Source organism: Oceanicola sp. 22II-s10i (assembly GCF_002210105.1).
Taxonomy (GTDB): Bacteria; Pseudomonadota; Alphaproteobacteria; order Rhodobacterales; family Rhodobacteraceae; genus Pseudooceanicola.
The window spans coordinates 79871-105080 of the sequence record NZ_AQQU01000009.1 but is presented as its reverse complement, the minus strand read 5'-3'; the positions used below and the strand labels follow the sequence as shown (position 1 = coordinate 105080).

Genomic DNA, 25210 nt, shown 5'->3' with positions numbered 1-25210 from the left:
GAAAATTCGCGAAAATGAACGGGCGCGGCATACCCATACCGCGCCCGTTCTGCCTGCTAGGTCGTCCCGCCATCCCGGCGCCAGCGCCGGACGGGCCCCACACCCGTCCGCTGCCTGTACTCCGTGAATGGATTTGCGCGTGATGCGCCTTGTCAGATGACGACGACATCCAACGGCGGAAAGCCGTTGAACCCGACCGAGGCATAGCTCGACGTGTAGGCGCCGCAGTTGCGGATCAGGAAGCGGTCGCCCGCCTTCAGACCCAGCGGCAGTTCCACCGGACGCTTCTCGTAGAGAACGTCGGCGCTGTCGCACGACGGACCGGCGAGGATGCAGGGGCCCATGGCCTCGTGATCGCGGTCGGTCGTGAACTGGTAGCGGATCGCCTCGTCGATCGTCTCGGCCAGACCCGAGAACTTACCGATGTCGAGGTAGACCCAGCGGTGCAGGTCGTTCGCGGACTTGCGCGACACCAGCAGCACCTCGGCGGCGATCATGCCCGCCTCGGCCACCAGCCCGCGGCCCGGCTCCGCCATCACGTGCGGCACGTCGCCGAACCGCTCGGTCACCAGCTCCATCACGCGGGCCGCGTAGGCGGTCGGGTGCTGCACTTCCTCGCCGTAATAGGCCGGAAAGCCGCCGCCGATGTTCAGCAGGGTCAGGTCGTGACCCGCGTCGCGGGCGGCATGCCAGACGGATGCGATCTGGTCGAGCGTGGTGATCCACATCTCGGCGCGTTTGGTCTGCGATCCGACGTGAAACGACAGGCCGACCGGCTTCAGCCCCAGCTCGCGGGCGTGGTCCAGCAGGCCGATCGCGCCCTCACGGGCCACGCCGAACTTGCGCGACAGCGGCCAGTCGGCCTCCGACGCGTCGACGATCAGGCGGATGTAGACCTCGGCACCCGGTGCGTGGGCCGCGATCTTCTCCAGCTCTTCCTCGGCATCGGCGGCGAACAGGGTCACACCCGCGCCGTAGGCGAACTCGATGTCGCGCGGCTTTTTCACGGTGTTGCCGAAGGAGATGTGGTCAGGCCGGGCGCCGAGCGACAGGCACAGCTCGATCTCGGCGCGCGATGCGGCGTCGAAGCCCGAGCCGAGGTCGACCAGACGCTCGACGATCTCGCGCGCCGGGTTCGCCTTGACGGCATAGTGGATGCGCGCATGGCCGAGGCCCGCCTTCAGCGCGTGATACGACTGCTCGACACGGTCGACGTCCAGCACCAGCGTGGGGCGGTCGAAGGTGTTCGCACGGATGTAGGCTTCGATACGGGAGCCGCGCGCAACAGCAGCGCGGGCCGAGAAATCGGCGACGTAGGCGTTCATGGTCATCTCCAATAGACCCGGCCATATATGACCGCTCAGTTCCAAGGGAGACGTTACCGTCGCTACGTAACCGCAGGGGGATCGTTGAACCCCTCTCGCCAGAGGCGCGTGCGTTGGCGTCTTGCGCGGGCATATCGGACCAAAGCTGAGTCGTTTCAAGATCTTTTTTCGCGCGGAACGCGAAAAAATCCGGCGATCTTCGCAGGCCCCTCCGGGCCTCACGCCGCCGTGATGCGACAGCCCCGCGCCCCATGCTAGTGTGAGGGGCAATTGGCAGAGGGAGGACCACGCCATGCGACTGTCTTTCATAGTTCCCGCGACCTGCGCGGTGCTGACACTGGGGGTCCAGGCCTTCGCCGCCGGCTCCGACAGTTCCACGCCACCGACCACGACCGACACCTCGACCAAGTGCGAGGACGGGATGGTCTATGACGAGAAATCGAAAAGCTGCGTGAAATCCAGCGCCTCGATCCTGAACGACGACCTGCGCTACGCCGCCGTCCGCGAACTGGCCTATGCGGGCCGCTACGACAGCGCGCTGATGGTGATCGACAGCGCCGAGGATCAGGCCGACCCGCGCTTCCTGAACTACCGCGGCTACGTGGCCCGCAAGCAGGGCGACCTCGACACCGCGATGTCATACTACCAGCGCGCCCTTGCCGCCGATCCAGACTACGTCCTTGCCCGCTCCTACATGGGGCAGGGGCTGATCGAACAGGGCGACCTCGTCGCCGCCCTCGGCCAGCTCCGCGAAATCGAATCCCGTGGCGGCCGCGACACCTGGGCCTTCGCCGCCCTCGACCAGGCACTGCGCGGACAGCCCACGACCTACTGACACGCAGGCGCGCGTCCCCTGCTTCTTCTGGTCGAAAATACCTCGGGGGTCCGGGGGCAGAGCCCCCGGACATCTCCACCCGCGCAACGCCGGAGGTCACATCGCATGTACACCAAGGCAGCCTCGGTCAACGTCCTCGGCGGCCCGCTGAAATCCTGCTCGACCAATCCCGTCACGGGCTTCTTCCGCGACGGCCACTGCAACACCTGCGCCGAGGATCAGGGCAGCCACACCGTCTGCGCCGTCATGACGGCCGAATTTCTCGCCTATTCGAAATACGTCGGCAACGACCTCTCGACCCCGCGCCCGGAATACGGGTTCGCCGGTCTCAAGCCGGGGGACCGCTGGTGCCTCTGCGCCGGACGCTTCCTGCAGGCCCATGACGAGGGCTGCGCGCCCAGTGTCGATCTGGAATCGACCCATGCCCGCGCGCTCGACATCGTGCCGCTGAACGTCCTGAAAGACCACGCCACTTAGGGCGGGGTTCACCCCGCCCATGGGAGGGATCAGGTCCGGATGTTGACGCCGAGGTGCTTGGCCACCGTGAAGATGTCCTTGTCGCCACGCCCGCACATGTTCATCACGATGATATGCTCCGGCGGCAGCGTCGGTGCGATCTTCATGACGTGGGCCAGCGCGTGGCAGGGCTCCAGCGCGGGGATGATCCCCTCGGTCGAGCAGGACAGCTGGAACGCCTCGAGCGCTTCCTTGTCGGTGATCGAGACATATTCGGCGCGACCGATGTCGTGCAGCCACGAATGCTCGGGGCCGATGCCGGGATAATCCAGACCGGCCGAGATCGAGTGCCCTTCGAGGATCTGCCCGTCTTCGTCCTGCAGCAGGTAGGTCCGGTTGCCATGCAGCACGCCCGGACGCCCGCCGGTCAGCGAGGCGCAGTGCTCCATCTTCTCGTCCACGCCCTTGCCACCGGCCTCGACGCCGATGATCTGCACGGACGGCTCGTCGAGGAATTCATAGAACAGCCCCATGGCGTTCGACCCGCCACCGATCGCGGCGATGACGGTGTCGGGCAGGCGGCCTTCGCCTTCCTGCTCGGCCAGCTGCCAGCGGACCTCCTTGCCGATGATCGCTTGGAAATCGCGGACCATGGCGGGGTAGGGGTGCGGGCCGGCCACGGTGCCGATGCAATAGAACGTGTCGCGGACGTTCGTCACCCAGTCCCTGAGCGCGTCGTTCATCGCGTCCTTCAGCGTGCCGCGACCCGACGTCACGGGCACGACCTCGGCCCCCAGCAGGCGCATGCGGAAGACGTTGGGCGCCTGACGTTCGACGTCGTGCGCGCCCATGTAGACCACGCATTTCAGCCCGAACTTCGCGCAGACGGTCGCAGTCGCCACACCGTGCTGACCCGCGCCGGTTTCGGCGATGATCCGGGTCTTGCCCATGCGGCGGGCGAGGATGATCTGGCCCAGCACGTTGTTGATCTTGTGCGCGCCGGTGTGGTTCAGCTCGTCCCGCTTGAGATAGATCTTGGCCCCGTCCAGATGCTCGGTCAGGCGGTTCGCGTAATAGAGCGGCGAGGGGCGGCCGACGTAGTGCTTCCACAGGTCGTCCATCTCGGCCCAGAAGGTCGGGTCGGTCTTGGCGAATTCGTACTGTTCCTCGAGCTCGAGGATCAGCGGCATCAGCGTTTCCGACACGAAACGTCCGCCGAACTGGCCGAAGCGCCCCTTGTCGTCGGGGCCGGTCATGAAGGAGTTGATCAGGTCTTCCATGGCACATCTCTTCCGCTGTCTCGGGGACCGTCAATAGGGCCTCGGCGGCGACTTGGCCAGAGGCGGTGTGCGCAGAAGCCCCGCTGGTTCTGACTATTCCGGGAAACCACGTTTAACGGTATGCTGTGCGCGGGGTTACCCGAGTTCACCAGTTCCGCCGGAAAGGCAGTTCCCATGTTCAAGTCGTTCGGCGCCTGTCTGGCGCTCGTTTTCCTGTCGACCACCGCAAGCGCCCAGATGAGTGCCGAAGTCACGTTCCCCAAGGGCAACTTCGGCACGATGATCAGCGGCACGATCCGGGGGGACGAATATTTCGACTACCGTCTGGGCGCACGGGCCGGTCAACAATTGTTTGCCGAGCTGAAGGTCGACGGCACCAACGGCCACGGGACGATCTATTTCAATGTTCTGCCGCCGGGCAGCGACAACGTGGCGGTCTACAACGGGTCGATCGACGGACCGAGCGCCCTGATCACGCTGCGCGAGACGGGGACCTATACGATCCGGGTCTACCTGATGGGCAACGACCGCGACACGGGCAAGACGGTGGGCTACCTGATCGACGTATCGATCCAGTAGCCCCCGCGTTCAGCCCTTCGCCCGGATGACCCGCATGAGCGGCATCACCTGGCTCATGTCCGGACCATGCGCCTGGCCGGTCACGGCCTTGCGTAGCGGCATGAACAGCCCCTTGCCCTTGCGGCCGGTCTTGTCCTTCACCGCCGCGGTCCATTCGCCCCATGTCGCATCGGTCCACGGCCCCTCGGGCAGCAGCGCCATCGCCTCGGCGATGAAATCCCGGTCTTCGTCCTCGATCGCGGGGTCTGCGCCCTCGCTGAACATGGTCCACCAGCCGTCGACCTCGTCGAGGGTGGTGATGTTGTCGCGGACCACGGTCCAGAACCGCTCGGCCTGATCGTCGGGCACACCCGCGGCGCGGATGCGGTCGGCCACTGCGGACAGGGGGGTGCCCTGCAGGACGCGTGCCGTCAGCGGGAACAGGTCGTGTTCGTCGAACTTGGTCGGCGGCGCGCCGAAGGTCGAGATGTCGAAGCCGTCGAGCAGGTCCTCGGGCTTTTCGTGCAGTTCCACCGGCTGCGACGACCCGAGCCGCGCCATCAGCGACAGCAGCGCCATCGGTGCCACGCCGCGTTCGCGCAGCTGCCGGATCGACAGCACGCCGAGCCGTTTCGACAGCGCCTCGCCCTGCGGGCCGGTCAGCAGGGAATGGTGCGCAAATGCGGGCGGGGTGCCGCCAAGCGCCTCGATGATCTGGATCTGCGTCGCGGTGTTGGTGACGTGGTCCGACCCGCGCACGACGTGGGTCACGCCCATCTCGGTGTCGTCCACGACCGAGGCCAGCGTATAGAGCACCTGACCATCCGCGCGGATCAGAACCGGGTCGGACACGGAGGCCGCGTCGATCGAGATCGGCCCGAGGATACCGTCCGGCCATTCGATCCGCTGCTGGTCCAGCTTGAATCGCCAGACGCCCGCCCCGCGTTCGGCCCTCAGCCTGTCCTTCTCGGCATCCGACAGCGCCAGCGCCGCGCGGTCGTAGACCGGCGGTTTGCCCATGTTCAGTTGCTTCTTGCGCTTGAGGTCCAGTTCGGTCGGCGTCTCGAACGCCTCATAGAACCGACCCATCCCGCGCAGTTTGTCCGCCGCCTCGGCATAGCGGTCCAGTCGCAGCGATTGCCGTTCCACCCGGTCCCAGTGCAGGCCCAGCCAGTCCAGATCCTCTTTGATCGCATCGACGTATTCTTCCTTGGACCGGTCGGGGTCCGTGTCGTCGATGCGCAGGATGAAGGTGCCGCCGGCCTTGCGGGCGATCAGCCAGTTGAACAGCGCGGTGCGCAGGTTGCCGACGTGGATGTGACCGGTCGGCGAAGGGGCGAAACGGGTGGTGGTCATGGGCGTCTCCTTGACGCGCTCCCATTCCACAGACCGGGGCATTTGTCCATCATCGCCGCCGGTCACGCACAAAGAACCGGCCCCGGCGAAGACATGCCGGGACCGGTGGACGGATCGGTGTGCACCCGGAGGAGTCGGATGCAAGGGAGACGTCGGGATGGCTCGTCCGCAGCGAGGTAGGCCCCGCATGCTCCGGCACCCGCGGCACGTGCCGGGCGCCGGACCCGCCGGTCCGTCCCGACGGCCTCAGAACAGGCCGTCGAACAGCCCGGCCAGCAGACCGTCGTCTTCGTCCTCCTCGTCCTCGCAGGGCGCGTCTTCGTCGATGAAGCCGGTGTTCAGCAGACCGCCTTCGCCCAGAAGCTCGTCAACCGTGCCGCCGTGACCAAGCAGGTCGTCCGCCAGCCCGTCCGTGTGGCTGCCGTCCGGCTCGTTGTCGCCGGTCAGCAGGTCGTCCACGGTGCCGCCGATGCCGGCAAGCTCGTCCACGGTTCCGCCTTCGGCCAGCAGATCGTCCAGCAGCCCGTCGGTTTCGGACCCGTCCGCCACGTCGTCGCCCGTCAGCAGGTCGTCCACGATGCCGCCGTCGCCCAGCAGTTCGTCGACCGTGCCGCCTTCGTCCAGCAGTTCGTCAAGCAGGCCATGCCCGGTCTCGGTGCCGTCCGGGGTATGGTCTCCGGTCAGGAGCGCATCGACCGCGCCGCCGTCGCCCAGCAGATCGTCGACGAGGCCGCCTTCGTCGGTCAGGCCGTCATACCCGTGGTGCCCGCCGCCGTGATGACCGCCGCCGGAGTAACCGCCGGAGCCGATCAGTTCATCGACCGTGCCGCCGTGGCCCAGCAGGTTGTCGACCAGCCCGTCGGTCCCGCTGCCATCCGGGTGATTGTCGCCGGTCAGGACGTCGTCCACCGTGCCGCCGTCGCCTAAAAGCTCGTCGACCACGCCGCCTTCACCGGTCAGGCCGTCCACCAGACCGTGCGTTTCCGATCCGTCCGCGTGATGGTCGCCCGTCAGGACCTGATCCACCGTGCCGCCGTCGCCCAGCAGTTCGTCGATCAGCCCGCCCTCGTCTGCGACATCACCGATGACCCCTTCGGTCTCGGTGTGATCCGAACGCGAGTCGCCGGTCAGCAGATCGTCGACCGTCCCGCCGTTGCCGAGAAGGCCGTCCAGCACGCCGTGTTCTTCGGTGATGCCATTGGATGTCGTCGTGTGGCCGCCAAAAAGGCTGCCGGAAAATAGCTTGAATCCGAACATTCGGATGTCCTCCACTCGTTACCGTTTCACCATTCAACAGGGTGGCAACAGCCACCCGCCCAAACCGGGCTGAAAAGAGGCAAACCCTCGCCCCTGTAGGGAGAGGATGGAGGACAAGCGGCTGAAATCTATAGGGAAGATTCACAAACACAGCATTTCCAGATTGGAAACATGCGTCGAAAATGTGGAATTTCCGTGGCGCAATTCGGGATCAAAAGAGATATCCGCCAGTCATAATATACCACCGTTTCAACAGCTTGGCGGCACCTAGTCCTTGCGTTTCGGGCTGGGTCCGCGAGGCCCCGGAACAGCGGACACTGGCCCGCGAAATCCGTGGAGCTGCAGGACCGCCCGTCCGAAAATCACCCCGGCCCAGCATGCCCGAGGCGCATTTGCAGCGCGAATCCCTAACCTGTTTGGGTTATGAACCAACCGGGAACATTTGCCCCGGCGCGTCCTGATCCCGTGCCGGGACGGCGGCCCCGCGCATCAGCCAATCGACGCTCTTCAGCTTGGCCTCGATGGCCGGCGTGATGACCACGGGCGCAAAGTCCAGCAACCCCATCTCGCGCGTCAGCTCGTTCATGGCGAGCCCGAGCCGCCGGTATTGCTCGACCATCGTCGCGGTGTCCTGCAGGGCGGGCCCGTGCACGATCCCCAGCGACTGCGCCGTGTCCAGCACCCCGGCCATCGCGAGCCACAGGGCAAAGGTCTCGGCCCAGTCCTCCCATGGGTGCATGGTGGCATAGGCGCTGACGTGCCAGCCTTCCCAGTCCGGGGGCGGACCATCGGCATAGTGCCGGTCCAGCGCCACGTCGTAGGGCGGATCGTTCGGGTCGCCGAAGGCGGTGGCAAAGTCCTGCTCCGCCCCGGTCCGCCCGCGTATCAGCAGATCCCAGTAGTAGTGTCCGATCTCGTGCCGCAGGTGGCCGATCAGCGTGCGATGCGCCTCGCCCATGTCGACACGCACCTGTTCGCGCGCGGCATCGTCCGCCTCGCGGATGTTCACGGTGATCAGCCCCTCGGCATGGCCGGTCAGCACCTGGTCGGTCTCGGCCCCGACCCAGTGTCCGGCCAGTTCGCCGTCACCGAGGAACGAGAACCGCAGCGGCGGGGTCGTGTCGGTGCCATAGGGCAGCCCCAGCAGGTCCAGCGTGTAGATCAGCCGCCGTTTCGCCGCCTCCAGCCGGGCCCAGCGATCGCGGTTTCCGTCCACCTCCAGGTTCGGGACGGTGTCGTTCAGCCCGCAGAGCCGACACAGGGTCTGCGGATCGTCCGCCCGGACCGTGCGGTTGCAGACGCCCGGCCCGCTGTAGTTCGCGCAGGGCCGCGCGGCGGTGCCGCAGGTCGCGCAGGTCCAGTCGCCCGCCGCGCCGGTGTCGAAACCCGCCATGCCCTCGCAGCTTTCGCACCAGCCCGCGGCGCGGCCGCAGCTGGTGCACTGGGTGTTGTCGATGAACAGCGGCGCGCCGCAGGTGCAGGAGTAAATGCGCATCAGGGGGACCTGGCAGGTTGTAAAGGGGCCTGTGCATTACGCACGAGACCGCCACCGGTTCCTTTCACGCTGCGTCACCCGGCACTGACGGGCCAGCGCGCGTCGAGATCGTGCAGGCCGCGACGGACCAGTTCCTCCAGAACCGTCATGTTGATGGCATCCAGCCGGGTGATGTAGAGGCAGGACTTGCCCATCCGATGGGGCCCCAGCCGCGACAGGATCTCGGCGTAGTCCGCATAACCGGGCATGATGTAGACGCTGACGGCCGCCTTGCGCGGAGAATACCCGGTGGCCAGCCAGTCGCCCTCGCGCCCGCTGGCATAGCGATAGCGATACTGGCCGAACCCGACGATGGTCGGCCCCCACATGCGCGCTTCGAACCCGGTGACCCGCTCGAAGAAGCTCAGCAGTTCCAGCCCCTGCGCGCGCCGCCGCGCGGGCTCCACAGCCTCCAGGAAGTCGCGGACATCCGCGCAGGTCGGGCCTGTCTTGTTGTCGCTCACCGTCCAGCCGCCCGCCGGAGGTCGATCACCCCGGCCTCGGTCACGATCATGTCCAGCGGCGCATCCGTCGCCTCGACGGGCAGATCATCGGCCTCCTGCGCCGCATAGGCGAAACCGATCGCCAGCACCGGCCCCTTAGCCCTCAGCCCGGCCAGCGTCCGGTCGTAGAACCCGCCGCCATAGCCCAGCCGGTTGCCGCGCCGGTCGAAGGCCACCAGCGGCACGATCAGGATCTCGGGGCGCATCCACCGCAGAACGGCCGGGACCCGCGCGCCGAACGGCCCGTCCGTCATCGCACAGTCCGGCTCCCACACCGCGAATTTCAGCGGCAGGCCCGGCGCCTCGATCACCGGCACCCCGACCGGTCCGTGCGCTGCCGCCTCCTCCATCGCCGCCAGCGGCGGGATCTCGGTGCGGATCGGCATGTAACCCGCCAGCGGCACCCCGCGATACCCCGCCAGCACCGACGACAACACTCCCGCGCGACCGGGCCCCGCCGCCGCATGCGCCGCCTTGCGCCGCGCGAATGCGGCACGCCGGGCTTCGGCCTTTACCTCGTCCAGATCGCCCACGGTCCCTGCTTCTTCTGGTTCCAAATACCTTCGGGGGGAGGGGCGGGCACAGCCCGCACCGGGGGGCAGACAGCCCCCCTCGACCCCGGCCACAGGCGCCGCGCCGTCACAACAGCACCACGCCGGCCAGCCCGAGGAAGGCGAAGAACCCGACGATGTCAGTCACGGTCGTCACGAAGGCGCCCGAGGCCAGCGCGGGGTCGATGCCCACCTTCTCAAGCAGCACCGGGATCATCGTCCCGGCCAGTCCGGCGATGACGAGGTTGATGACCATCGCCGCGCCGATCACGACCCCCAGCATCGGGGTGCCGAACCATATCACTCCGATCACCCCCATGATGACCGCGAAGGCCACGCCGTTCACGAATCCGACCAGCGCCTCGCGCCGGATCACCCGCCAGACGTTCGACCCGGTCAGGTCGCGCGTCGCGATGGCACGGACCGCCACGGTCAGCGACTGGGTGCCCGCGTTGCCGCCCATCGACGCCACGATCGGCATCAGCACGGCCAGCGCCACGAACCCCGCGATCGTGTCCTCGAACTGCGCGATCACCAGCGAGGCGAGGATCGCGGTCACGAGGTTCACCGCCAGCCAGGGGAACCGCTGGCGCATCGTCTCCTGCACGCTGTCGGACAGAGAGCCTTCGCCGACCCCGGCGAGGCGCATGATGTCTTCCTCGTGTTCCTCGTCCAGCACGATCATCGCGTCGTCGATGGTGATGACCCCGACCAGCCGGTCGTCGTCGTCCACCACGGGGGCCGAGATCAGGTGATACTGGTTGAACGCATAGGCCACGTCGCCTTCGTCCTGTTCGACCGGAATGGTGCGGAAAGACGGCTCCAGAATGTCCATCAGCGCGGTCGCGCGGGGCGAGGCCATAAGCCGGCCAAGCGCGACGTGCCCCGAGGGCTTCATCCGGGGATCGACGAGGATCACGTGATAGAACTGGTCCGGCAGGTCGTCCTTGGCGCGCATGAAGTCGATGGCTTCGCCCACCGTCCAGTGATCGGGCACCGCGACCACCTCGCGCTGCATCAGGCGGCCCGCGGATTCCTCGGGATAGGTCAGCGCCTGCTGGACGGCGACCCGGTCGACGTCCTCGAGCGCGTCGAGGATCGCCTCCTGCTGCGGTTCCTCGAGGTATTCGACAAGATCGACGACGTCGTCGGTGTCCAGTTCGCGGACGGCGTCGGTCAGCACCTGCGGCGACAGCAGGCCGATGACCTCCTCACGGATCGACTCGTCGAGTTCCGACAGGATCTCGCCGTCGAACTCCTTGTCGTAGAGCTCGACCAGCCGCCTACGGTCATAGGGGTTGAACTGTTCCAGAAGGTCGGCGATGTCCGCTGCGTGCAGCGGCTCCATCAGCTCGATCAGCTTGTCGCGGTCGCCCACGTCCACGGCATAGAGAATCGCCGCGACCGTCTTGCGGTCGATCGCATAGGCGTCGTCGTCGAGCGCTTCCTCGATCTCTTCCACCGCCTCGGCATTCGCCTCATCGTTCATCGCGCGCGTTCCCCGTTGCCTCAGCCCGACAATAGAGGCCGGGCAGGGGCGGGGACAATGCCCGCGCGGCAATTTACGCCGCGCCTGCGACGGGATAGCGTTGCTCCGCCGGACTGGAGGGACAGATGGCCGAGACACTGATTTGCGGACGCGTTCTGACCTTTTCCGGCGATCCCTTCGCCGTGCCCGTTACCGAGGCCGCGCATGTGGACACCCAAGGCGCGGTCCTGGTGCGCGACGGGCTGATCGCGGCGGTCGGTCCGGCGGCCCGGCTGAAGGCCGATTATCCGCAGGCGCAGGTCGAGGACATGGGGCAGGCGCTGATCCTGCCGGGCTTTGTCGATGCGCATGTCCACTATCCGCAGACCGCCATAATCGCGTCTTGGGGCAAGCGCCTGATCGACTGGCTGAACAGCTACACCTTCCCCGAGGAGATGCGGTTTGCCGATCCGGCCTATGCATCCGAGATCGCCGCGCGGTATTTCGACCTGATCACCGATGCCGGCACAACCTCGGTCTGTTCGTTCTGCACGATCCATCCCGAAAGCGTCGAGGCGTTCTTTGCCGAGGCGCTCAAGCGCGGCCAGCGCGTGGCGGGCGGCAAGACCTGCATGGACCGCAACGCGCCCGACGGACTGCGCGACGACGTGCAGCGCGCCTATGACGACAGCAAGGCACTGCTGGAGGCATGGCACGGCAAGGGCCGGATCACCTATGCGGTGACGCCCCGTTTTTCGCCCACCTCGACGCCCGAACAGCTGGAAGCGGTCGGCGCGCTGTGGGGCGAGCACCCGGACTGCCTGATGCAGACCCATCTGTCGGAACAGACGGACGAGGTCGCATGGGTCGCCGACCTCTACCCCGAGGCGCGTGACTACCTCGACACCTATGAGGCGCGCGGCCTCCTGGGCCCCGGCGCGCTGTTCGGCCATGCGATCTACCTGACCGACCGCGAACGCGACCGCCTGCGCGAGGCGGGGGCGGCGGTGGTGCATTGTCCGACGTCGAACACCTTCATCGGGTCCGGCCTGTTCGACATGGCCGGGCTGAAGGGGTCCGGGCAGATCGTGGGGCTGGCCACCGACACCGGCGGCGGATCGTCCTTCTCGATGCTGCGCACGATGGCCGCGGCCTATGAGGTCGGGCAGCTACGCGGCACCCCGCTCCACGCCGCGCAGCTCTTGTGGCTGGCGACCGAAGGATCGGCTCAGGCGATGCGGCAGAGTGGCGTGATCGGGCGGCTTGCAGAGGGGGCCGAGGCGGATATCATCGCGCTCGACCTCGCCTCCACGCCTGCCATCGCGCAGCGGTCCGTGCGGGCCGGTGACATCTGGGAAGAGGTCTTTCCGACCATCATGATGGGCGACGACCGGGCCGTGAGCGGCGTCTGGATCGCCGGGCGGCGGGTCAAGGGTTAGGCCATCAGCCCCGCAGCAGCCGGAATCCGGCCGAGGCGCCCCATCCCGCGGCAACGGCGAGGATCAGCGACAACACCGCGTAGATCGCCGATTTCTCGTTCGCCATGGTGTAGAGCCAGCGTTCCAGCCCCGCCTTGCGCACCTCGATCACCGTGTCGAAATGCGCCACGACCTTGCCCTGCCGGGTCAGGAAGACGCGCGTTTCGTAACCGCCCTCGGTCAGGTTCGCGGGCAGGGCGACGCGGGTGCGGAACAGGGTCTGCTGGTCCATCTCCACCTCGTTTTCCTGCAGGCGATAAATCCCGGCCTCTTCGCGGATACGCACCAGCGACCGCATGAAGGCACCGGGATCCGCGACGCCTGATCCGACCGACCGCACGGCACGCCGGATGGTGATGGAATGGCGCAGATCCTCGGTATGGCTCAGCACCTCGTTCAGCGGGCCGGTGGTCGCGACGGTATAGAAGGTCGGCGCGCTGTCGATCTCGCTGGTTTCGGCATTGACCCAGATGCCCAGCACACGGTCCTTGCGGTGCACCACCACCGGCCGGGACGGGCCCGCGACGGTGACGATGACGTCCAGCGGAATCTCGGGGATCTTCGACTCGCGCTTGACCGCGCCGAAGATCAGGATCTCGGACCCGTCGAAATTCGCGGTGATCTGCACGCGGTTCTGCGACAGGCCCAGCACAACCTCTTCCTGCGCGCGGGCGGGAGAACAGGCGGCAGAACAGGCGGCCAGCAGGGCGAGGCATATGGCGACAAGGCGCATCATCCAGCTGCGGTTCCGATGACATACAGCTCGTCCGGACGCAGCAGCAGGTCCAGCGCCAGCTTGCCGCAGACCAGCAGCACGAGGCTGGCCAGCAGGACGCGCAGCTGTTCGGCCCGCATCCTGAGCCCGATCTGGGTCCCGATCTGCGCGCCGATGACCCCGCCGACGATCAGCACCAGCGCCAGCATCAGGTCCACCGTGTGGTTCGTCGTGGCGTGCAGGAAAGTGGTGAAGGCGGTGACGAAGATGATCTGGAACAGCGATGTACCGACCACGACCTTGGTCGGCATCCCCAGCAGGTAGATCATCGCGGGCACCATGATGAACCCGCCGCCGACCCCCATGATCGCGGCCAGCACCCCGACCGAAAGACCGACGAGGATCGGCGGGATCACCGAGATATAGAGCTGCGAGGTGCGGAACCGCATTTTGAGCGGCCACGTGTGCACCCATGTCGAATGCTTGCGCTTGCGGGATTTGCCCGGCGTGCCGGGTTTGCGGCGCAGGGCGCGGACGGATTCCACGAACATCAGCGCGCCGACGATCCCGAGGAAGACCACGTAACAAAGCCGCACCAGCAGATCGACCTGCCCGAGCGCCTTGAGCATGTTGAAGACGAAGATGCCCCCGCCCGAGCCGATCATACCGCCGATCAACAGGATCAGGCCCATCCGGATGTCCACCGTCTTGCGCCTGAGATGGGCCAGAAGGCCCGAGAAGGACGAGGCCACGATCTGGTTCGCGCTGGTCGCCACCGCCACGGCGGGCGGGATCCCGGCAAAGAACAGCAGCGGCGTGATCAGGAACCCGCCGCCGACACCGAACATGCCCGAAAGCACCCCGACAAGCCCGCCAATCCCCAGAAGGGCGAAGAGGTTGACCGACACTTCGGCTATCGGGAGGTAGACTTGCATGTCCTTTCCTACGCCCGATTGCCGCGTTGCCGCAATGGTCTAACCCCTGTTCAGCCGCGTCCGATATACGGCATTTTCGTCGCCATGATCGTCATGAACTGCACGTTCGCCTCGGGCGGGAGCGTGGCCATGTTGAGGACCGCGCGGGCTGCGTGATCGACATGCATCGTCTGCGGCTGATCGCCGGCGCGTCCTGACCGGATCGCCTCGTCCAGCAGCGGGGTGCGGGCGTTGCCGATGTCGATCTGGCCGCAGGCGATGTCGAAGTCGCGCCCGTCAAGCGACAGGGTCCGGGTCAGGCCGGTGACGGCATGCTTGGTCGTCGTGTAGGCCACCGACTTCGCGCGCGGCACATGGGCCGAGATCGAGCCGTTGTTGATGATCCGCCCGCCCTGCGGGTCCTGCCGGCGCATCCGGCCAAAGGCGGCGCGGGCGGCAAGGAACATGCCGGTCACGTTCAGGTCGACAATGGCGCGGAAATCAGTGACCGGCATCTCGTCGATGTAGCGCGCGGTGCCGAAGGCGCCGGCGTTGTTGAACAGCACGTCGATCCGCCCGGCCCAGCCGGTGAAGGCGTCGAAGGCTGCATCCACCGCCGCCTCGTCCGTCACGTCGGCGGGCAGGCAGAGCGCATTCTCATGCCCGTCCGCCACCGCCTCCAGTTCCGCCGCGCGGCGGGCCAGCAGGCCGACCCGCCAGCCTTCGTCCAGGAACAGGCGCGCGCAGGTCGCGCCGATGCCGGACGACGCCCCGGTGATCAGGATGCTCTTCATTGGCCGTCCTCCTCGGCGGTGAGTGTCAGGGGCGCGGGCGCGACCCTCAGGTCATCGACGCGCAGCGGGCCGTCCGGTTTCGACAGGCGGTTGCGGACCACCCAGAACAGGCGCTGTTCCGCCCGCGTGATGGCGACATAGGCCAGTCGTTTCCACAGCGGCTGCCCGGCCTCGTTTCGCCCGGTGCGCGCGGCGGCCCAGAGGTCGGGCGCAAAGACCTGCACGTTTTCCCATTGCGAGCCCTGCGCCTTGTGGATCGTCACCGCCGCGCCGTGCAGAAAGGCCGCGCCCATCTTGGCGGCGTAGGGGATGAAGGGCTCTTCCTCGTCCGGCTTCTCGATCTTGATGATCGAGGACGCGCTGACCTGCGGGCTTTCGGCGCCCACGACGTGCAGTTGCGAGAACCCCGGCTTGCGCCCCGGCCCGAGATAGATCACCTGCGCGCCCTTGATCAGGCCCCGCGCCTCCAGATCCAGCCGCCGGTTGCGGTGCTTGAGCGGCAGTTCGATCCCGTCGCAGATCAGCGGCTCGCCCGGCAGCAGGCTGTCCTCGGGCGCGCCGTAGACCGAGCGGAAGGCATTGATCAGCCGGATGCGCGTCACGTTGCGCCAGACCAGCGCAGGCGAACGGGCCATCAGGTCGACCTCGACCCGCTGGCCCATCACCACGCGGTCGTCGCTCCGGGCGGCGTCCTCGACCATGCGTTCGAACCGCTCGAAATCGACCTCCGGGTCGGCGAGGGCATGGGCGAGGTCGAGGATCGGGTTGTCGGCGTCCTGCCGGTGGATGCGGTCCAGGTGCATCACGGCGGGGGCGGGCAGGCTTTCGAACACCATCTTGCCCGACTGGTTGACGGGGGCGAGCTGCGCCGGGTCGCCGAAGATCAGGAGCGTCGGAAAAATCTCCTTCAGATCCTCGAACTGGCGGTCGTCCAGCATCGACGCCTCGTCGACAAAACCGATGTCCAGCGGATCGTCCCGCCGTTTCCAGCCGGTGATGAAGTCCGAGCCGCGCAAACCGGCGGCCGCCAGCGCGCCGGGGATCGAGTTATTGGTCTGGTAGAACGCATAGGCCCGGTCGAGCGCGACATCGGCCAGCCCCTCGATCACCGGCCGGTCGCCTTCGCCCGCCAGCCATTCGGCGATGCGTTCGTATTCCGGGTCGTAGACCGGAGTGTAGAGGATGCGGTGGATCGTCGTCGCGGGCACGCCGCGCAGGCGCAGGACCGACGCGGCCTTGTTCGTGGGCGCGAGGATGGCGAGCGTGCGCTTGTCCTTGCCCTTCTTCGGTTCGTAATCGCCCGAGACGATCCCCATTCCCGCAGCGCGTGCAGCGCGGACCAGTTCCGCCAGCAGCAATGTCTTGCCCGACCCGGCCTTGCCGGTGACGGCCATCACACGCGACTTGCCGCCGCCCGGCGGTTGCGTCGTGCCCTCGTCCAGATCGACGCCTGCTTCGCGCAGCACCTCGGCGATGCGGTCATGGGCATCGGCCTGATCGTGGCTGAGCGTCAGTCGGGATGTCGGCGCGGGGGCGGTCATGGCGCGACACTATCCGCCACTGGCGGGCGGCGCCAGCGGGTCAGAGCACGATCTGACCCGACCCGACTGCCTGCGCGATCGTGTGCATCGTGTTCTGCGCGTTCAGCTTTTCACGGGCGGATTCCAGATGCGCGCGCAGCGTATGTTCCGAGATTTCGAGCAACCGCGACGCCTCGGCCCGGCTGTTGCCGCGCGCAATCAGGCGGACGACCTCGGTTTCGCGGCGGGTCAGCTGCCGCCTGGCCAGCGAGGGCGACAGAATGCCCCGTGCCCGCGCGTGGAACGCGTGGGCGAGCAGCAACAGGGTATCGGCATGGGCGGTGGTGAACTCCGCCCATTCCGCGTCCTCGCAATCGTGATTCACCGAGAATACCGCGAATTCGGCCAACGGGCCGTGAATGGGGAACGAAAAGCCCTGCGGACTCAGGCCCATGCTGTGCGACTCATAGATGAACTGCCGGACCACGGGATCGGTCCAGTCCAGATCCTGCCAGGGCACCGGATCGAATCGCGCCCGGCAGCCCGTCGCGACGGGGTCCACGGTATTGTATCCGGTTTCGTAATACCGGCGTTCCCATTTGTCTGGAAAGGTCCCGAATCCGTTGGGCCGGACCGCGGCGGACACCAAGTGGTAGAAGCAGTGGTCGATGCCCAGTGCGTCCCGCGTGTGCAGTATCGCGGATTTCAGCTCGGCCAGAGTCTCGGCCTCGGCAATTTCGCGCCGGAGCTCCGGAAAACGCGCTGTGCAGGACGGGGCGATCATGCTGGTCTTCCCTGATTGTCGTAACGGCGGGGCCGAGATGCATTCACTGACATGGGTCATGACCGGGTGCATCGCGGCGCCGTTCCACAAGGCCCGCAGGATGGGTCCGAACCCTCCTCGCAAGACTGGAACCCATATTCACACACCCTTCATCTTAATGGATTTGGAATGCAAAAGAAAATTCCGACCGTTTGTCCGGAGATATTTCAGAATTGCAGTTTGATGAATGAAATAACCTTGGCAACCCGCCAGATGCGGGGATGAGTCTGCTGCGCAACCCATTGAAATTTTATGGCTGTGAAAAATAAAAAAAGGCTCCCGATTGCCAGGGGCGAATCGGGAGCCGTCGGAGCATTTAATTGGCTGGATCAGACCTTGCCGGCCTCGACCACGTCCTCGACGGTCCTCAGACCGGTGCGCGGGGACTGGACCAGCACCGCCATGTTGCCGGGCTTGTGCTGATTGCGCAGCATCTTCATGTGCGCATCGGGGATCTCGGCCCAGGGGAAAACCTCGGACATGCAGGGGTCGATCCGGCGCTCCACCATCAGCTTGTTGGCGGCAGCCGCCTGCTTGAGGTGGGCGAAGTGCGAGCCCTGGATGCGCTTCTGGTGCATCCAGACATAGCGGGCGTCCATCGTCAGGTTGTAGCCGGTGGTGCCCGCGCAGATCACGACCATGCCGCCCATCTTGCAGACGAAGGTCGAGACCGGGAAGGTCGACTCGCCGGGGTGCTCGAACACCATGTCGACGTTCACGCCCTTGCCGGTGATGTCCCAGATCGCCTTGCCGAACTTGCGGACTTCGGTGAACCACTCCTTGTACTCGGGCGAGTTGACCGTGGGCAGCTGGCCCCAGCAATTGAAATCCTTGCGGTTGATGACGCCCTTGGCGCCCAGATCCATCACGAACTGGCGCTTGTCCTCATCTGAGATCACGCCGATCGCGTTCGCACCGGCGGTGTTGATCAGCTGGATCGCGAAGGAGCCGAGGCCGCCCGACGCGCCCCAGACCAGAACGTTCTGGCCCGGCTTCAGCTCGTGCGGGTGGTGGCCGAAGAGCATCCGGTAGGCGGTGGCCAGCGTCAGTGTGTAGCAGGCGCTTTCCTCCCAGGTCAGGTGCTTGGGCCGCGGCATCAGCTGCTGCGCCTGCACGTTGGTGAACTGGGCGAAGGAGCCGTCCGGCGTCTCGTAGCCCCAGATCCGTTGGGAGGGCGAGAACATCGGGTCGCCGCCGTTGCATTCCTCGTCGTCGCCGTCGTCCTGGTTGCAGTGGATCACGACCTCGTCGCCCACCTTCCAGCGGGTGACCTTGTCGCCGACCGCCCAGACCACGCCCGAGGCGTCGGAGCCCGCGATGTGGAACGGCGCCTTGTGGACGTCGAAGGGGCTGATCGGAACCCCGAGGCCCGCCCAGACACCGTTGTAGTTGACGCCTGCGGCCATCACGAGGACGAGCACCTCGTGGCTGTCGAGCGTGGGGACGTCCACGACCTCCACCTGGAAGGACTTGTCGGGTTCGCCGTGACGTTCACGGCGGATTGCCCATGCATACATCTTCTTGGGGACGTAGCCGAGCGGCGGCAGTTCGCCAATTTCATACAGGTCCTTCTCGGGCGCTTCATACGCCGCGATGCCGGTGTCCTTGTCGAGAGCCATGGGGAGCCTCCTGAAAGTCGATGCCGCGATGCAGAATCGCGAGTTGTGCTCCACCGAATATAATCGGGTGCGCAACATTGCAATCCCGTGGAGGGTCACTTTTGTAATTTTATGACCGAGCAGGCGCAGAATGTTGCGCGGCGGATGCGAAGGTCGCGCCCGGTCCAGCTCCTCTTTGACCAGCCTACACCGAGTCCGCTTCGCCCACCTCTGCAAATATGCGCAGTGCGGAAAGCCGTTCCGAAACTGCCGCAGGCTTGGGCGAAATCGCCGCAGGAAAGGCGCGGGGACAGGCATGCATGCGCCAACTTCGGTCTCTGCTCGGCCCGAGCCGGTCCGGATGCGTGAACGGCGCGCAACCACGGTATGGTCCAGGGGGCCGCAGGCGCTGCCGATTCCCTGCAGTTGCCGCGGCGCAGCAAGTTGACATTGCCATATTCTTTCCGATACCTGTCGCCAGACGAAAGAATATTACCCGCAGGATTCACGGAGTGCCCGTCATGACCGATGCCGCGAAAAAGGACAAACCCTGGCTCTTCCGCACCTATTCCGGCCATTCCACGGCCGCGAAGTCGAACGAGCTCTACCGGATGAACCTCTCCAAGGGGCAGACCGGCCTGTCGGTGGCCTTCGACCTGCCGACCCAGACGGGTTATGACAGCGACCACGTGCTGGCCAAGGGCGAGGTCGGCAAGGTCGGCGTGCCGGTCAGCCACCTCGGGGACATGCGGACCTTGTTCGACCAGATCCCGCTGGCGCAGATGAACACCTCGATGACGATCAACGCGACGGCGCCGTGGCTGCTGGCGCTCTATATCGCGGTGGCCGAGGAGCAGGGGGCCGATCCGTCGGTCCTGCAGGGCACGGTGCAGAACGACCTGATCAAGGAATACCTCAGCCGCGGCACCTATATCTGCCCGCCGCAGCCGAGCCTCAAGATGATCGCGGACGTGGCGGAATACTGCTACCGCGAGGTGCCCAAGTGGAATCCGATGAACGTCTGCTCCTACCACCTGCAGGAAGCGGGCGCGACGCCGGAGCAGGAACTGGCCTATGCGCTGGCCACCGGCATCGCCGTGCTGGACGAGCTGAAACCGCGCGTCCCGGCCGAGGATTTCCCGACGGTCGTGGGGCGGATCAGCTTCTTCGTGAACGCGGGGATCCGCTTTGTCACCGAGATGTGCAAGATGCGCGCCTTCGTGGACCTGTGGGACGAGATCTGCGCCGAGCGTTACGGGGTGGAGGAGGAGAAATACCGCCGCTTCCGCTACGGGGTTCAGGTGAACTCGCTCGGCCTGACCGAGCAGCAGCCCGAGAACAACGTCTACCGCATCCTGCTTGAGATGCTGGCGGTGACGCTGTCCAAGAAAGCCCGCGCCCGTGCGGTCCAGCTGCCCGCGTGGAACGAGGCGCTCGGCCTGCCGCGTCCGTGGGACCAGCAGTGGTCTCTGAGGATGCAGCAGATCATGGCCTACGAGACGGACCTTCTGGAATACGACGACCTGTTCGACGGCAACCCGGCGGTGGACCGTAAGGTCGCGGCGCTGAAAGAGGGCGCGCGGGCCGAGCTCGCGAACCTCGATTCCATGGGCGGCGCCGTGAAGGCGATCGAATACATGAAGTCGCGGCTGGTGGATTCCAACGCAGAGCGGCTGAACAGGATCGAGCGGAACGAGACCGTCGTGGTCGGCGTGAACGCGTGGCAGCAGGGCGAGCCTTCGCCGCTGGTGGACGAGGAGGGCGGGATCATGACCGTCGATCCGGCGGTCGAGGCCGACCAGATCGAGCGTCTGAACGCCTGGCGGGCCGGGCGCGACGAGGCGGCGGTCAAGGCCGCGCTGGCGGCGCTGCGCGAGGCGGCGGCAAAGGGCGAGAACGTGATGCCCGCCTCGATCGCGGCGGCCAAGGCCGGTGTCACGACGGGCGAATGGGCCGCGCAGATGCGGAAGGTGCATGGCGAATACCGCGGGCCCACGGGGGTCGCGGCGGGTGTGTCGAACAAGACCGAGGGGCTGGACGACATCCGCGAGGCCGTCGACGCGGTCAGCGACAAGCTGGGGCGGCGGCTGAAGTTCGTGATCGGAAAGCCGGGGCTGGACGGACATTCCAACGGGGCGGAGCAGATCGCCTTCCGTGCCCGCGACTGCGGGATGGACATCAGCTATGAAGGAATCCGGCTGACGCCCGAGGAGATCGTGGAGAAGGCCCGCGCCGACGGGGCGCATGTGGTCGGGCTGTCGATCCTGTCAGGGTCGCACATGCCGCTGGTCGAGGACGTGCTGGAGCGGATGCGTGCTGCGGGGCTGGGGCATGTCCCGGTGATCGTGGGCGGGATCATCCCGGACGCGGATGCGAGGGCGTTGTTGGCCGCCGGAGTGGCCAAGGTTTACACGCCCAAGGATTTCGAGCTGAACACGATCATGATGGATGTGGTGGCGCTGGCCGATCCCAAGGCGGTCGCGGCGGAGTAGACCGGGGAGGGGCGCGTCCCGTCCGGCCATCGAGGCCGGACGTGCCGGGACCTGAAGGTCCTGAGGGGGCTGTCTGCCCCCTCTTGCGGGCTGTGCCCGCAATTCACCCCCGAAAGTATTTGGAACCAGAAGAAGCAGGGGACCTGCGAGACACTCCGCAAGGTGTGGCGAGCGGCCTTACAGAGGTTCCGAGGCGGCCCAGTCCCAGTAGAGCTCGCGCACGCGGCGGGTGACGGGGCCGATCTGGTACTGCGTGTCCTCGAAGGCGGTGACGGGGGTGACCTTCATCAGGTTGCCCGAGAGGAAGACCTCGTCCGCCGTTTCGAAATCCTCGAAGGTCAGGACGGTTTCGTGGACCGTCACGCCGTCGGCGCAGAGGTTGGCGATATGGCGCGAGCGGGTGATGCCGGCGAGGAAGGTGCCGTTGGCGATCGGGGTGAAGACCTCGCCGTCCTTCACCATGAAGACGTTCGCGGTGGCCGTTTCGGCCACGTTGCCCATGGCGTCGGCAACCAGCGCATTGCCGAAGCCCCGTGCGCGGGCCTCGATCAGCATGCGGGCGTTGTTCGGATAGAGGCAGCCCGCCTTGGCGTTCGTCACAGCGCAATCGAGCGTGGGGCGGCGGAAGCGGGTGCGGCCGAGCGTCGTCGCGGCCTCGGGCGGGGCCATCGGGATTTCCTCGAGCGCGACGCAGAAGCCGGTTTCGCCCATCTTGGGCGCGACGCCGAGGTCGCCGCCTTCGAGCGCCCAGTACATCGGCCGGATGTAGACCGGCGCGTCGGGCGCATAGGCGCGGAGGCCCTCGCGGACGATGTCGAGCATCGCCTCGGTCGTCACAGTCGGCGTGATCATCAGCGCCTCGGCCGAGCGGTTCACGCGGGCGAGGTGCGCGGCGAGGTCGGGGACGAGGCCATGTGCCATCCGCGCGCCGTCGAACACCGTGGTGCCGAGCCACGACCCGTGGTCGCCCGCCTTCATCACGGCGATGTCGCCCTCGTGCCATGCGCCTTCGAAATAGGTGCGCAGGTTGGTGCCGGTCGCCATCGGTGCCTCCGTTCTTGTTCCGCGGACTGTATGGCAGAGCCGCCGGGGGAGGGGAAGCGCGGGGGACCGGCAAAAGGACGCCCCCGGCCGCGGGGAGGCCGGGGGCTGAGTATTGGGAAAAGGGTCAGGTGCTGAAAAGGTCTTGGGGGGATGAATGGGGTTTGCGTCAGCCGATCAGGCCGCCGTCGGTTCGGGTGACGGCGAAGACGCCAGAGCGGGGGACGCCGCCGTTCGGGAAGGTGGAGCCGCCGTCCTCGCCCGGATGCTGGATGCCGACGAACATGGTCCGCTTGTCGGGCGAGAAGCACATGCCGGTCACCTCGCATTCGCGCGGGCCGACGAGGAAGCGGCGGATCTCTCCGGTCGCGGTATCGCCCGCCAGCATCTGGTTGTTGCCGTGCCCGGCGAAGTCGCCTTCGTTCGAATAGTTGCCGTCGGTCTGGATCCACAGCAGGCCGGTCGAGTCGAAGCTCATCCCGTCGGGCGAGTTGAACATGTTGCCCGCGTTGACGTTGTCCGACCCGGCATAGGCGTCCTGATGGACCTCCGGGTTGCCGGCCAGCGCGAAGAGCGACCACGTGAAGCTGTCGGCGCTGTGGTCCTCGGCATCCGGCACGATCCGCAGGATCTGGCCGTAGTCGTTCTTCTCACGCGGGTTCGGGCCGTTGACGGGGGTCTCGTCGCCGCCCGCGTTCGGTTTCACGCCCCGGTTCTTGTTGTTGGTGAGCGCGACGAAGGCTTCGACCCTCGCCGGGTTCACGGCCACCCATTCGGGGCGGTCCATCGTGGTCGCGCCGACGGCGGATCCGGCCTGGCGGGTGTGGATCGCGATCTCGGGCGCGGTCATGCCGGTCGCTTCGGGCGTCAGGGGGACCCATTCGCCGGTCATCTCGTCCGAGAACTTCGCGACGTAGAGGGTGCCCGCGTCCAGCAGGTCGCCATTGTCGCCGGTGGCCGAGAAGACGCCGTCGGAGACGAAGCGGTAGAGGAACTCGCCCCGCTCGTCATCGCCCAGATAGACCACCACACGGCCATTGGCGGCGATGGTGCAGGCGGCGTTCTCGTGCTTGAAGCGGCCGAGGGCGGTGCGCTTCTTCGGCATGGCTTCGGGGTCGAAGGGGTCGATTTCCACCACGTAGCCCGCGCGGTTCGGCTCGTTCGGATTCTGCGCGACGTCGAAGCGGGGATCGACGCGGGCCCAGCCATAGCCCCAGTCCTTGGCCGAGACGCCGTAGCGCTTCAGTTCGGCGGGCACCTCGTGCGCTTCGTCGGCGGCCGAGAAGTAGCCGTTGAAGTTTTCCTCGCAGGTCAGGTAGGTGCCCCACGGCGTTTCACCGTTGCCGCAATTGTTCCAGGTGCCGAGGGTGCGGGTGCCGGTCGGATCGGCCTCGGTCTTCAGCAGGTCGTGGCCGGCGGCGGGGCCGGTCAGCTCCATCTCGGTCCGGGGGGTGATGCGGCGGTTCAGCGGGCTGTCCTTGACGATTTCCCAGCCCGTGCCGGTCTCGCGCACTTCGAAGACCGAGACGCCGTGCGCCATCATGCCCTTTTCGACATCGTCGTCGGTGGCGGCCTCGGGCGCGCGCCAGAGGGTGGCGACGTTGGTGTATTCGTTGTTGACCGCCATGACGTGGCGGCCGTCGCGGTAGAAGATCGACATGCCGTCGTTGTTGTCGCCGAAGGCACGGGCCTGCGTGGCGGCGGTGCCGCGCGTCTCCGGGTCGAAGGCCGGGGCGTCGGCGAACAGCGGATCGCCCCAGAGCACGACGGGTTTCCATTCGAAGCCTTCCGGCAGGGTGATCGTGTCGGCGGTCGAGGCGGCGATCTGGGTGAACCCGAAGCGGTCGGTGGCCGCCTGCGCGGCCCGGCCGAGCGCCGAGGTCCCGGAGAGGAAGGCGCCGAGGCCGAAGGTCATCACGCCGAGGAACCCGCGCCGCGACAGGGCGCTGTCGACCACGCGGTCGAACTCGGTGGTTTCGGGACGGGGAGAGATCGCTTCGTCGTAGGCGTCGAAGGAGAGGGGCTGGCGCGTCATCGTGGGTCCTGCTCGGGGTGGTCGCTTGCGTGGCGCACCCTAGGCAGGGAATGAAACGATTCGGTGACGACGCGCCGCCCGGTGTCAGGCGCTCAGCGTGCCGGGGCCTCGGTCAGCAGCAGGTCGAGGTCGAGCGGGGCGTTGTACATCTCGAGCTGGCCACGGCCGTCGCGGGGCCATTCCGCCTCGGGCCGGTCGCGGTAGAGCTCCACGCCGTTGCCGTCGGGGTCGGTCAGGTAGATCGCCTCGCTCACGCCGTGATCCGCCGCGCCGTCGATGTGGATCCCGGCCTCGACCACGCGGCGCAGGGCGTCCGCCAGCTGCGCGCGGTCGGGGTAGAGGAACGCGGTGTGGTAGAGGCCTGTGTGCCCACGTGGTGCGGGCGTGCCGCCGCGGCTTTCCCAGGTGTTCAGGCCGATGTGGTGGTGGTAGCCGCCCGCCGACAGGAACGCGGCCTGCTTGCCGTATTTCTGCGTGACCTCGAACCCCAGCACGCCGGAGTAGAAGGCGATGGCGCGGTCGAGGTCGGCGACCTTGAGGTGGACGTGCCCGATGCGGGCTTCGGGATGGACGGGGGTGGTCATTGGACGATCCTTTCGTTGCGCCCAAGATAGTCCGTGCACGGATGCCGCGTTAGGTCGATTATCGCACGGGATCTGTGCATGTCGGCCCGTGCC

General features: G+C 66.8%; 22 protein-coding genes. 5 read left to right on the top strand and 17 right to left on the bottom strand.

Going from position 1 to position 25210, the window contains the following annotated elements; genetic code table 11:
- Positions 1-152 precede the first annotated feature (152 nt).
- Positions 153-1325, bottom strand: a complete 1173-nt coding sequence (locus tag ATO6_RS19535; protein WP_176441017.1) for a type III PLP-dependent enzyme — start codon at positions 1323-1325, stop codon at positions 153-155.
- Positions 1326-1617: 292 nt separating this feature from the next.
- Here ATO6_RS19535 and ATO6_RS19530 point away from each other — a divergent pair, with 292 nt between their 5' ends.
- Complete coding sequence (locus ATO6_RS19530; RefSeq protein ID WP_088625725.1) at positions 1618-2160, top strand: M48 family metallopeptidase; 543 nt, start codon at positions 1618-1620, stop codon at positions 2158-2160.
- A gap of 105 nt (positions 2161-2265) precedes the next feature.
- On the top strand, positions 2266-2637 hold the full coding sequence (locus ATO6_RS19525; protein WP_088625724.1) for a DUF2237 family protein: 372 nt from the start codon (positions 2266-2268) through the stop codon (positions 2635-2637).
- Positions 2638-2666: 29 nt separating this feature from the next.
- Here ATO6_RS19525 and trpB read toward each other — a convergent pair whose 3' ends face one another.
- Entirely contained in the window at positions 2667-3896 is a 1230-nt protein-coding gene (gene trpB, locus ATO6_RS19520; RefSeq protein ID WP_088625723.1) for a tryptophan synthase subunit beta, read from the bottom strand.
- Positions 3897-4070: 174 nt separating this feature from the next.
- Between trpB and ATO6_RS19515 the strand changes: the two genes are divergently transcribed.
- Positions 4071-4475 carry a hypothetical protein gene (locus ATO6_RS19515; protein ID WP_088625722.1) on the top strand — a complete coding sequence of 135 codons (405 nt, stop codon included), beginning with the start codon at positions 4071-4073 and terminating at the stop codon, positions 4473-4475.
- A gap of 9 nt (positions 4476-4484) precedes the next feature.
- Here the strand turns inward: ATO6_RS19515 and gltX are convergent, their stop codons facing one another.
- The 6 genes from gltX to mgtE all read right to left on the bottom strand — a co-directional run bounded on the left by gltX (position 4485) and on the right by mgtE (position 11144).
- Positions 4485-5810, bottom strand: coding sequence for a glutamate--tRNA ligase (gltX, locus tag ATO6_RS19510; protein ID WP_088625790.1), 1326 nt, complete (start codon positions 5808-5810; stop codon positions 4485-4487).
- Between the two features lie 246 nt (positions 5811-6056).
- Positions 6057-7067, bottom strand: a complete 1011-nt coding sequence (locus ATO6_RS19505) for a hypothetical protein (protein ID WP_088625721.1) — start codon at positions 7065-7067, stop codon at positions 6057-6059.
- Between the two features lie 421 nt (positions 7068-7488).
- Positions 7489-8562 carry a putative zinc-binding metallopeptidase gene (locus tag ATO6_RS19500; protein WP_088625720.1) on the bottom strand — a complete coding sequence of 358 codons (1074 nt, stop codon included), beginning with the start codon at positions 8560-8562 and terminating at the stop codon, positions 7489-7491.
- Between the two features lie 74 nt (positions 8563-8636).
- Positions 8637-9065 carry a DUF1801 domain-containing protein gene (locus ATO6_RS19495; RefSeq protein ID WP_088625719.1) on the bottom strand — a complete coding sequence of 143 codons (429 nt, stop codon included), beginning with the start codon at positions 9063-9065 and terminating at the stop codon, positions 8637-8639.
- Positions 9062-9637 carry a 5-formyltetrahydrofolate cyclo-ligase gene (locus ATO6_RS19490; protein ID WP_088625718.1) on the bottom strand — a complete coding sequence of 192 codons (576 nt, stop codon included), beginning with the start codon at positions 9635-9637 and terminating at the stop codon, positions 9062-9064. Before ATO6_RS19490 ends, ATO6_RS19495 begins: the two co-directional genes overlap by 4 nt.
- Before the next feature lie 106 nt (positions 9638-9743).
- Complete coding sequence (gene mgtE / locus ATO6_RS19485) at positions 9744-11144, bottom strand: magnesium transporter (RefSeq protein WP_088625717.1); 1401 nt, start codon at positions 11142-11144, stop codon at positions 9744-9746.
- 125 nt (positions 11145-11269) lie between these two features.
- On the opposite strand from mgtE, the gene guaD reads away from it, so the two are divergent.
- On the top strand, positions 11270-12562 hold the full coding sequence (guaD, locus tag ATO6_RS19480; RefSeq protein ID WP_088625716.1) for a guanine deaminase: 1293 nt from the start codon (positions 11270-11272) through the stop codon (positions 12560-12562).
- A 4-nt stretch (positions 12563-12566) separates the two neighbouring features.
- Here guaD and ATO6_RS19475 read toward each other — a convergent pair whose 3' ends face one another.
- The 6 genes from ATO6_RS19475 to ccrA form a co-directional block, all read right to left on the bottom strand.
- Positions 12567-13337: a TIGR02186 family protein gene (locus ATO6_RS19475; protein WP_088625715.1), complete on the bottom strand. Its 771-nt coding sequence runs from the start codon at positions 13335-13337 to the stop codon at positions 12567-12569.
- Positions 13334-14251, bottom strand: a complete 918-nt coding sequence (locus ATO6_RS19470) for a sulfite exporter TauE/SafE family protein (protein ID WP_088625714.1) — start codon at positions 14249-14251, stop codon at positions 13334-13336. The genes ATO6_RS19475 and ATO6_RS19470 overlap by 4 nt, the downstream gene beginning before the upstream one ends.
- A gap of 50 nt (positions 14252-14301) precedes the next feature.
- Positions 14302-15024: an SDR family oxidoreductase gene (locus ATO6_RS19465; protein WP_088625713.1), complete on the bottom strand. Its 723-nt coding sequence runs from the start codon at positions 15022-15024 to the stop codon at positions 14302-14304.
- A complete protein-coding gene (locus ATO6_RS19460) occupies positions 15021-16565 on the bottom strand; it encodes an ATP-dependent RecD-like DNA helicase (protein WP_088625712.1) in 1545 nt (514 codons plus the stop codon). Before ATO6_RS19460 ends, ATO6_RS19465 begins: the two co-directional genes overlap by 4 nt.
- A 40-nt stretch (positions 16566-16605) precedes the next feature.
- Positions 16606-17328, bottom strand: coding sequence for an autoinducer binding domain-containing protein (locus tag ATO6_RS19455; RefSeq protein WP_176441016.1), 723 nt, complete (start codon positions 17326-17328; stop codon positions 16606-16608).
- Positions 17329-17696: 368 nt separating this feature from the next.
- The gene (gene ccrA / locus ATO6_RS19450; protein ID WP_088625710.1) at positions 17697-18986 is read right to left on the bottom strand and encodes a crotonyl-CoA carboxylase/reductase; all 1290 of its coding nucleotides are present in this window, start codon (positions 18984-18986) and stop codon (positions 17697-17699) included.
- A 500-nt stretch (positions 18987-19486) separates the two neighbouring features.
- Here ccrA and ATO6_RS19445 point away from each other — a divergent pair, with 500 nt between their 5' ends.
- Entirely contained in the window at positions 19487-21457 is a 1971-nt protein-coding gene (locus ATO6_RS19445) for a methylmalonyl-CoA mutase family protein (RefSeq protein WP_088625709.1), read from the top strand.
- Positions 21458-21634: 177 nt separating this feature from the next.
- Here the strand turns inward: ATO6_RS19445 and ATO6_RS19440 are convergent, their stop codons facing one another.
- From ATO6_RS19440 to ATO6_RS19430, 3 genes are all read right to left on the bottom strand, one after another.
- Positions 21635-22501: a branched-chain amino acid aminotransferase gene (locus ATO6_RS19440; RefSeq protein WP_088625708.1), complete on the bottom strand. Its 867-nt coding sequence runs from the start codon at positions 22499-22501 to the stop codon at positions 21635-21637.
- A gap of 166 nt (positions 22502-22667) precedes the next feature.
- Positions 22668-24533 carry a PhoX family phosphatase gene (locus tag ATO6_RS19435; protein ID WP_088625707.1) on the bottom strand — a complete coding sequence of 622 codons (1866 nt, stop codon included), beginning with the start codon at positions 24531-24533 and terminating at the stop codon, positions 22668-22670.
- 92 nt (positions 24534-24625) lie between these two features.
- Positions 24626-25117 carry a VOC family protein gene (locus ATO6_RS19430; protein WP_088625706.1) on the bottom strand — a complete coding sequence of 164 codons (492 nt, stop codon included), beginning with the start codon at positions 25115-25117 and terminating at the stop codon, positions 24626-24628.
- Positions 25118-25210: the final 93 nt, after the last annotated feature.

Bases quoted from the DNA above. Each gene is read 5' to 3' on its own strand.
- ATO6_RS19475 (WP_088625715.1), bottom strand. From the start codon at position 13,337: ATGATGCGCCTTGTCGCCATATGCCTCGCCCTGCTGGCCGCCTGTTCT.
- ATO6_RS19435 (WP_088625707.1), bottom strand. From the start codon at position 24,533: ATGACGCGCCAGCCCCTCTCCTTCGACGCCTACGACGAAGCGATCTCT.
- trpB (WP_088625723.1), bottom strand. From the start codon at position 3,896: ATGGAAGACCTGATCAACTCCTTCATGACCGGCCCCGACGACAAGGGG.
- ATO6_RS19535 (WP_176441017.1), bottom strand. From the start codon at position 1,325: ATGAACGCCTACGTCGCCGATTTCTCGGCCCGCGCTGCTGTTGCGCGC.
- ATO6_RS19465 (WP_088625713.1), bottom strand. From the start codon at position 15,024: ATGAAGAGCATCCTGATCACCGGGGCGTCGTCCGGCATCGGCGCGACC.
- gltX (WP_088625790.1), bottom strand. From the start codon at position 5,810: ATGACCACCACCCGTTTCGCCCCTTCGCCGACCGGTCACATCCACGTC.
- ATO6_RS19460 (WP_088625712.1), bottom strand. From the start codon at position 16,565: ATGACCGCCCCCGCGCCGACATCCCGACTGACGCTCAGCCACGATCAG.
- ATO6_RS19470 (WP_088625714.1), bottom strand. From the start codon at position 14,251: ATGCAAGTCTACCTCCCGATAGCCGAAGTGTCGGTCAACCTCTTCGCC.
- mgtE (WP_088625717.1), bottom strand. From the start codon at position 11,144: ATGAACGATGAGGCGAATGCCGAGGCGGTGGAAGAGATCGAGGAAGCG.
- ATO6_RS19430 (WP_088625706.1), bottom strand. From the start codon at position 25,117: ATGACCACCCCCGTCCATCCCGAAGCCCGCATCGGGCACGTCCACCTC.
- guaD (WP_088625716.1), top strand. From the start codon at position 11,270: ATGGCCGAGACACTGATTTGCGGACGCGTTCTGACCTTTTCCGGCGAT.
- ATO6_RS19515 (WP_088625722.1), top strand. From the start codon at position 4,071: ATGTTCAAGTCGTTCGGCGCCTGTCTGGCGCTCGTTTTCCTGTCGACC.
- ATO6_RS19505 (WP_088625721.1), bottom strand. From the start codon at position 7,067: ATGTTCGGATTCAAGCTATTTTCCGGCAGCCTTTTTGGCGGCCACACG.
- ATO6_RS19445 (WP_088625709.1), top strand. From the start codon at position 19,487: ATGACCGATGCCGCGAAAAAGGACAAACCCTGGCTCTTCCGCACCTAT.
- ATO6_RS19530 (WP_088625725.1), top strand. From the start codon at position 1,618: ATGCGACTGTCTTTCATAGTTCCCGCGACCTGCGCGGTGCTGACACTG.
- ccrA (WP_088625710.1), bottom strand. From the start codon at position 18,986: ATGGCTCTCGACAAGGACACCGGCATCGCGGCGTATGAAGCGCCCGAG.
- ATO6_RS19455 (WP_176441016.1), bottom strand. From the start codon at position 17,328: ATGATCGCCCCGTCCTGCACAGCGCGTTTTCCGGAGCTCCGGCGCGAA.
- ATO6_RS19440 (WP_088625708.1), bottom strand. From the start codon at position 22,501: ATGGCGACCGGCACCAACCTGCGCACCTATTTCGAAGGCGCATGGCAC.
- ATO6_RS19525 (WP_088625724.1), top strand. From the start codon at position 2,266: ATGTACACCAAGGCAGCCTCGGTCAACGTCCTCGGCGGCCCGCTGAAA.
- ATO6_RS19500 (WP_088625720.1), bottom strand. From the start codon at position 8,562: ATGCGCATTTACTCCTGCACCTGCGGCGCGCCGCTGTTCATCGACAAC.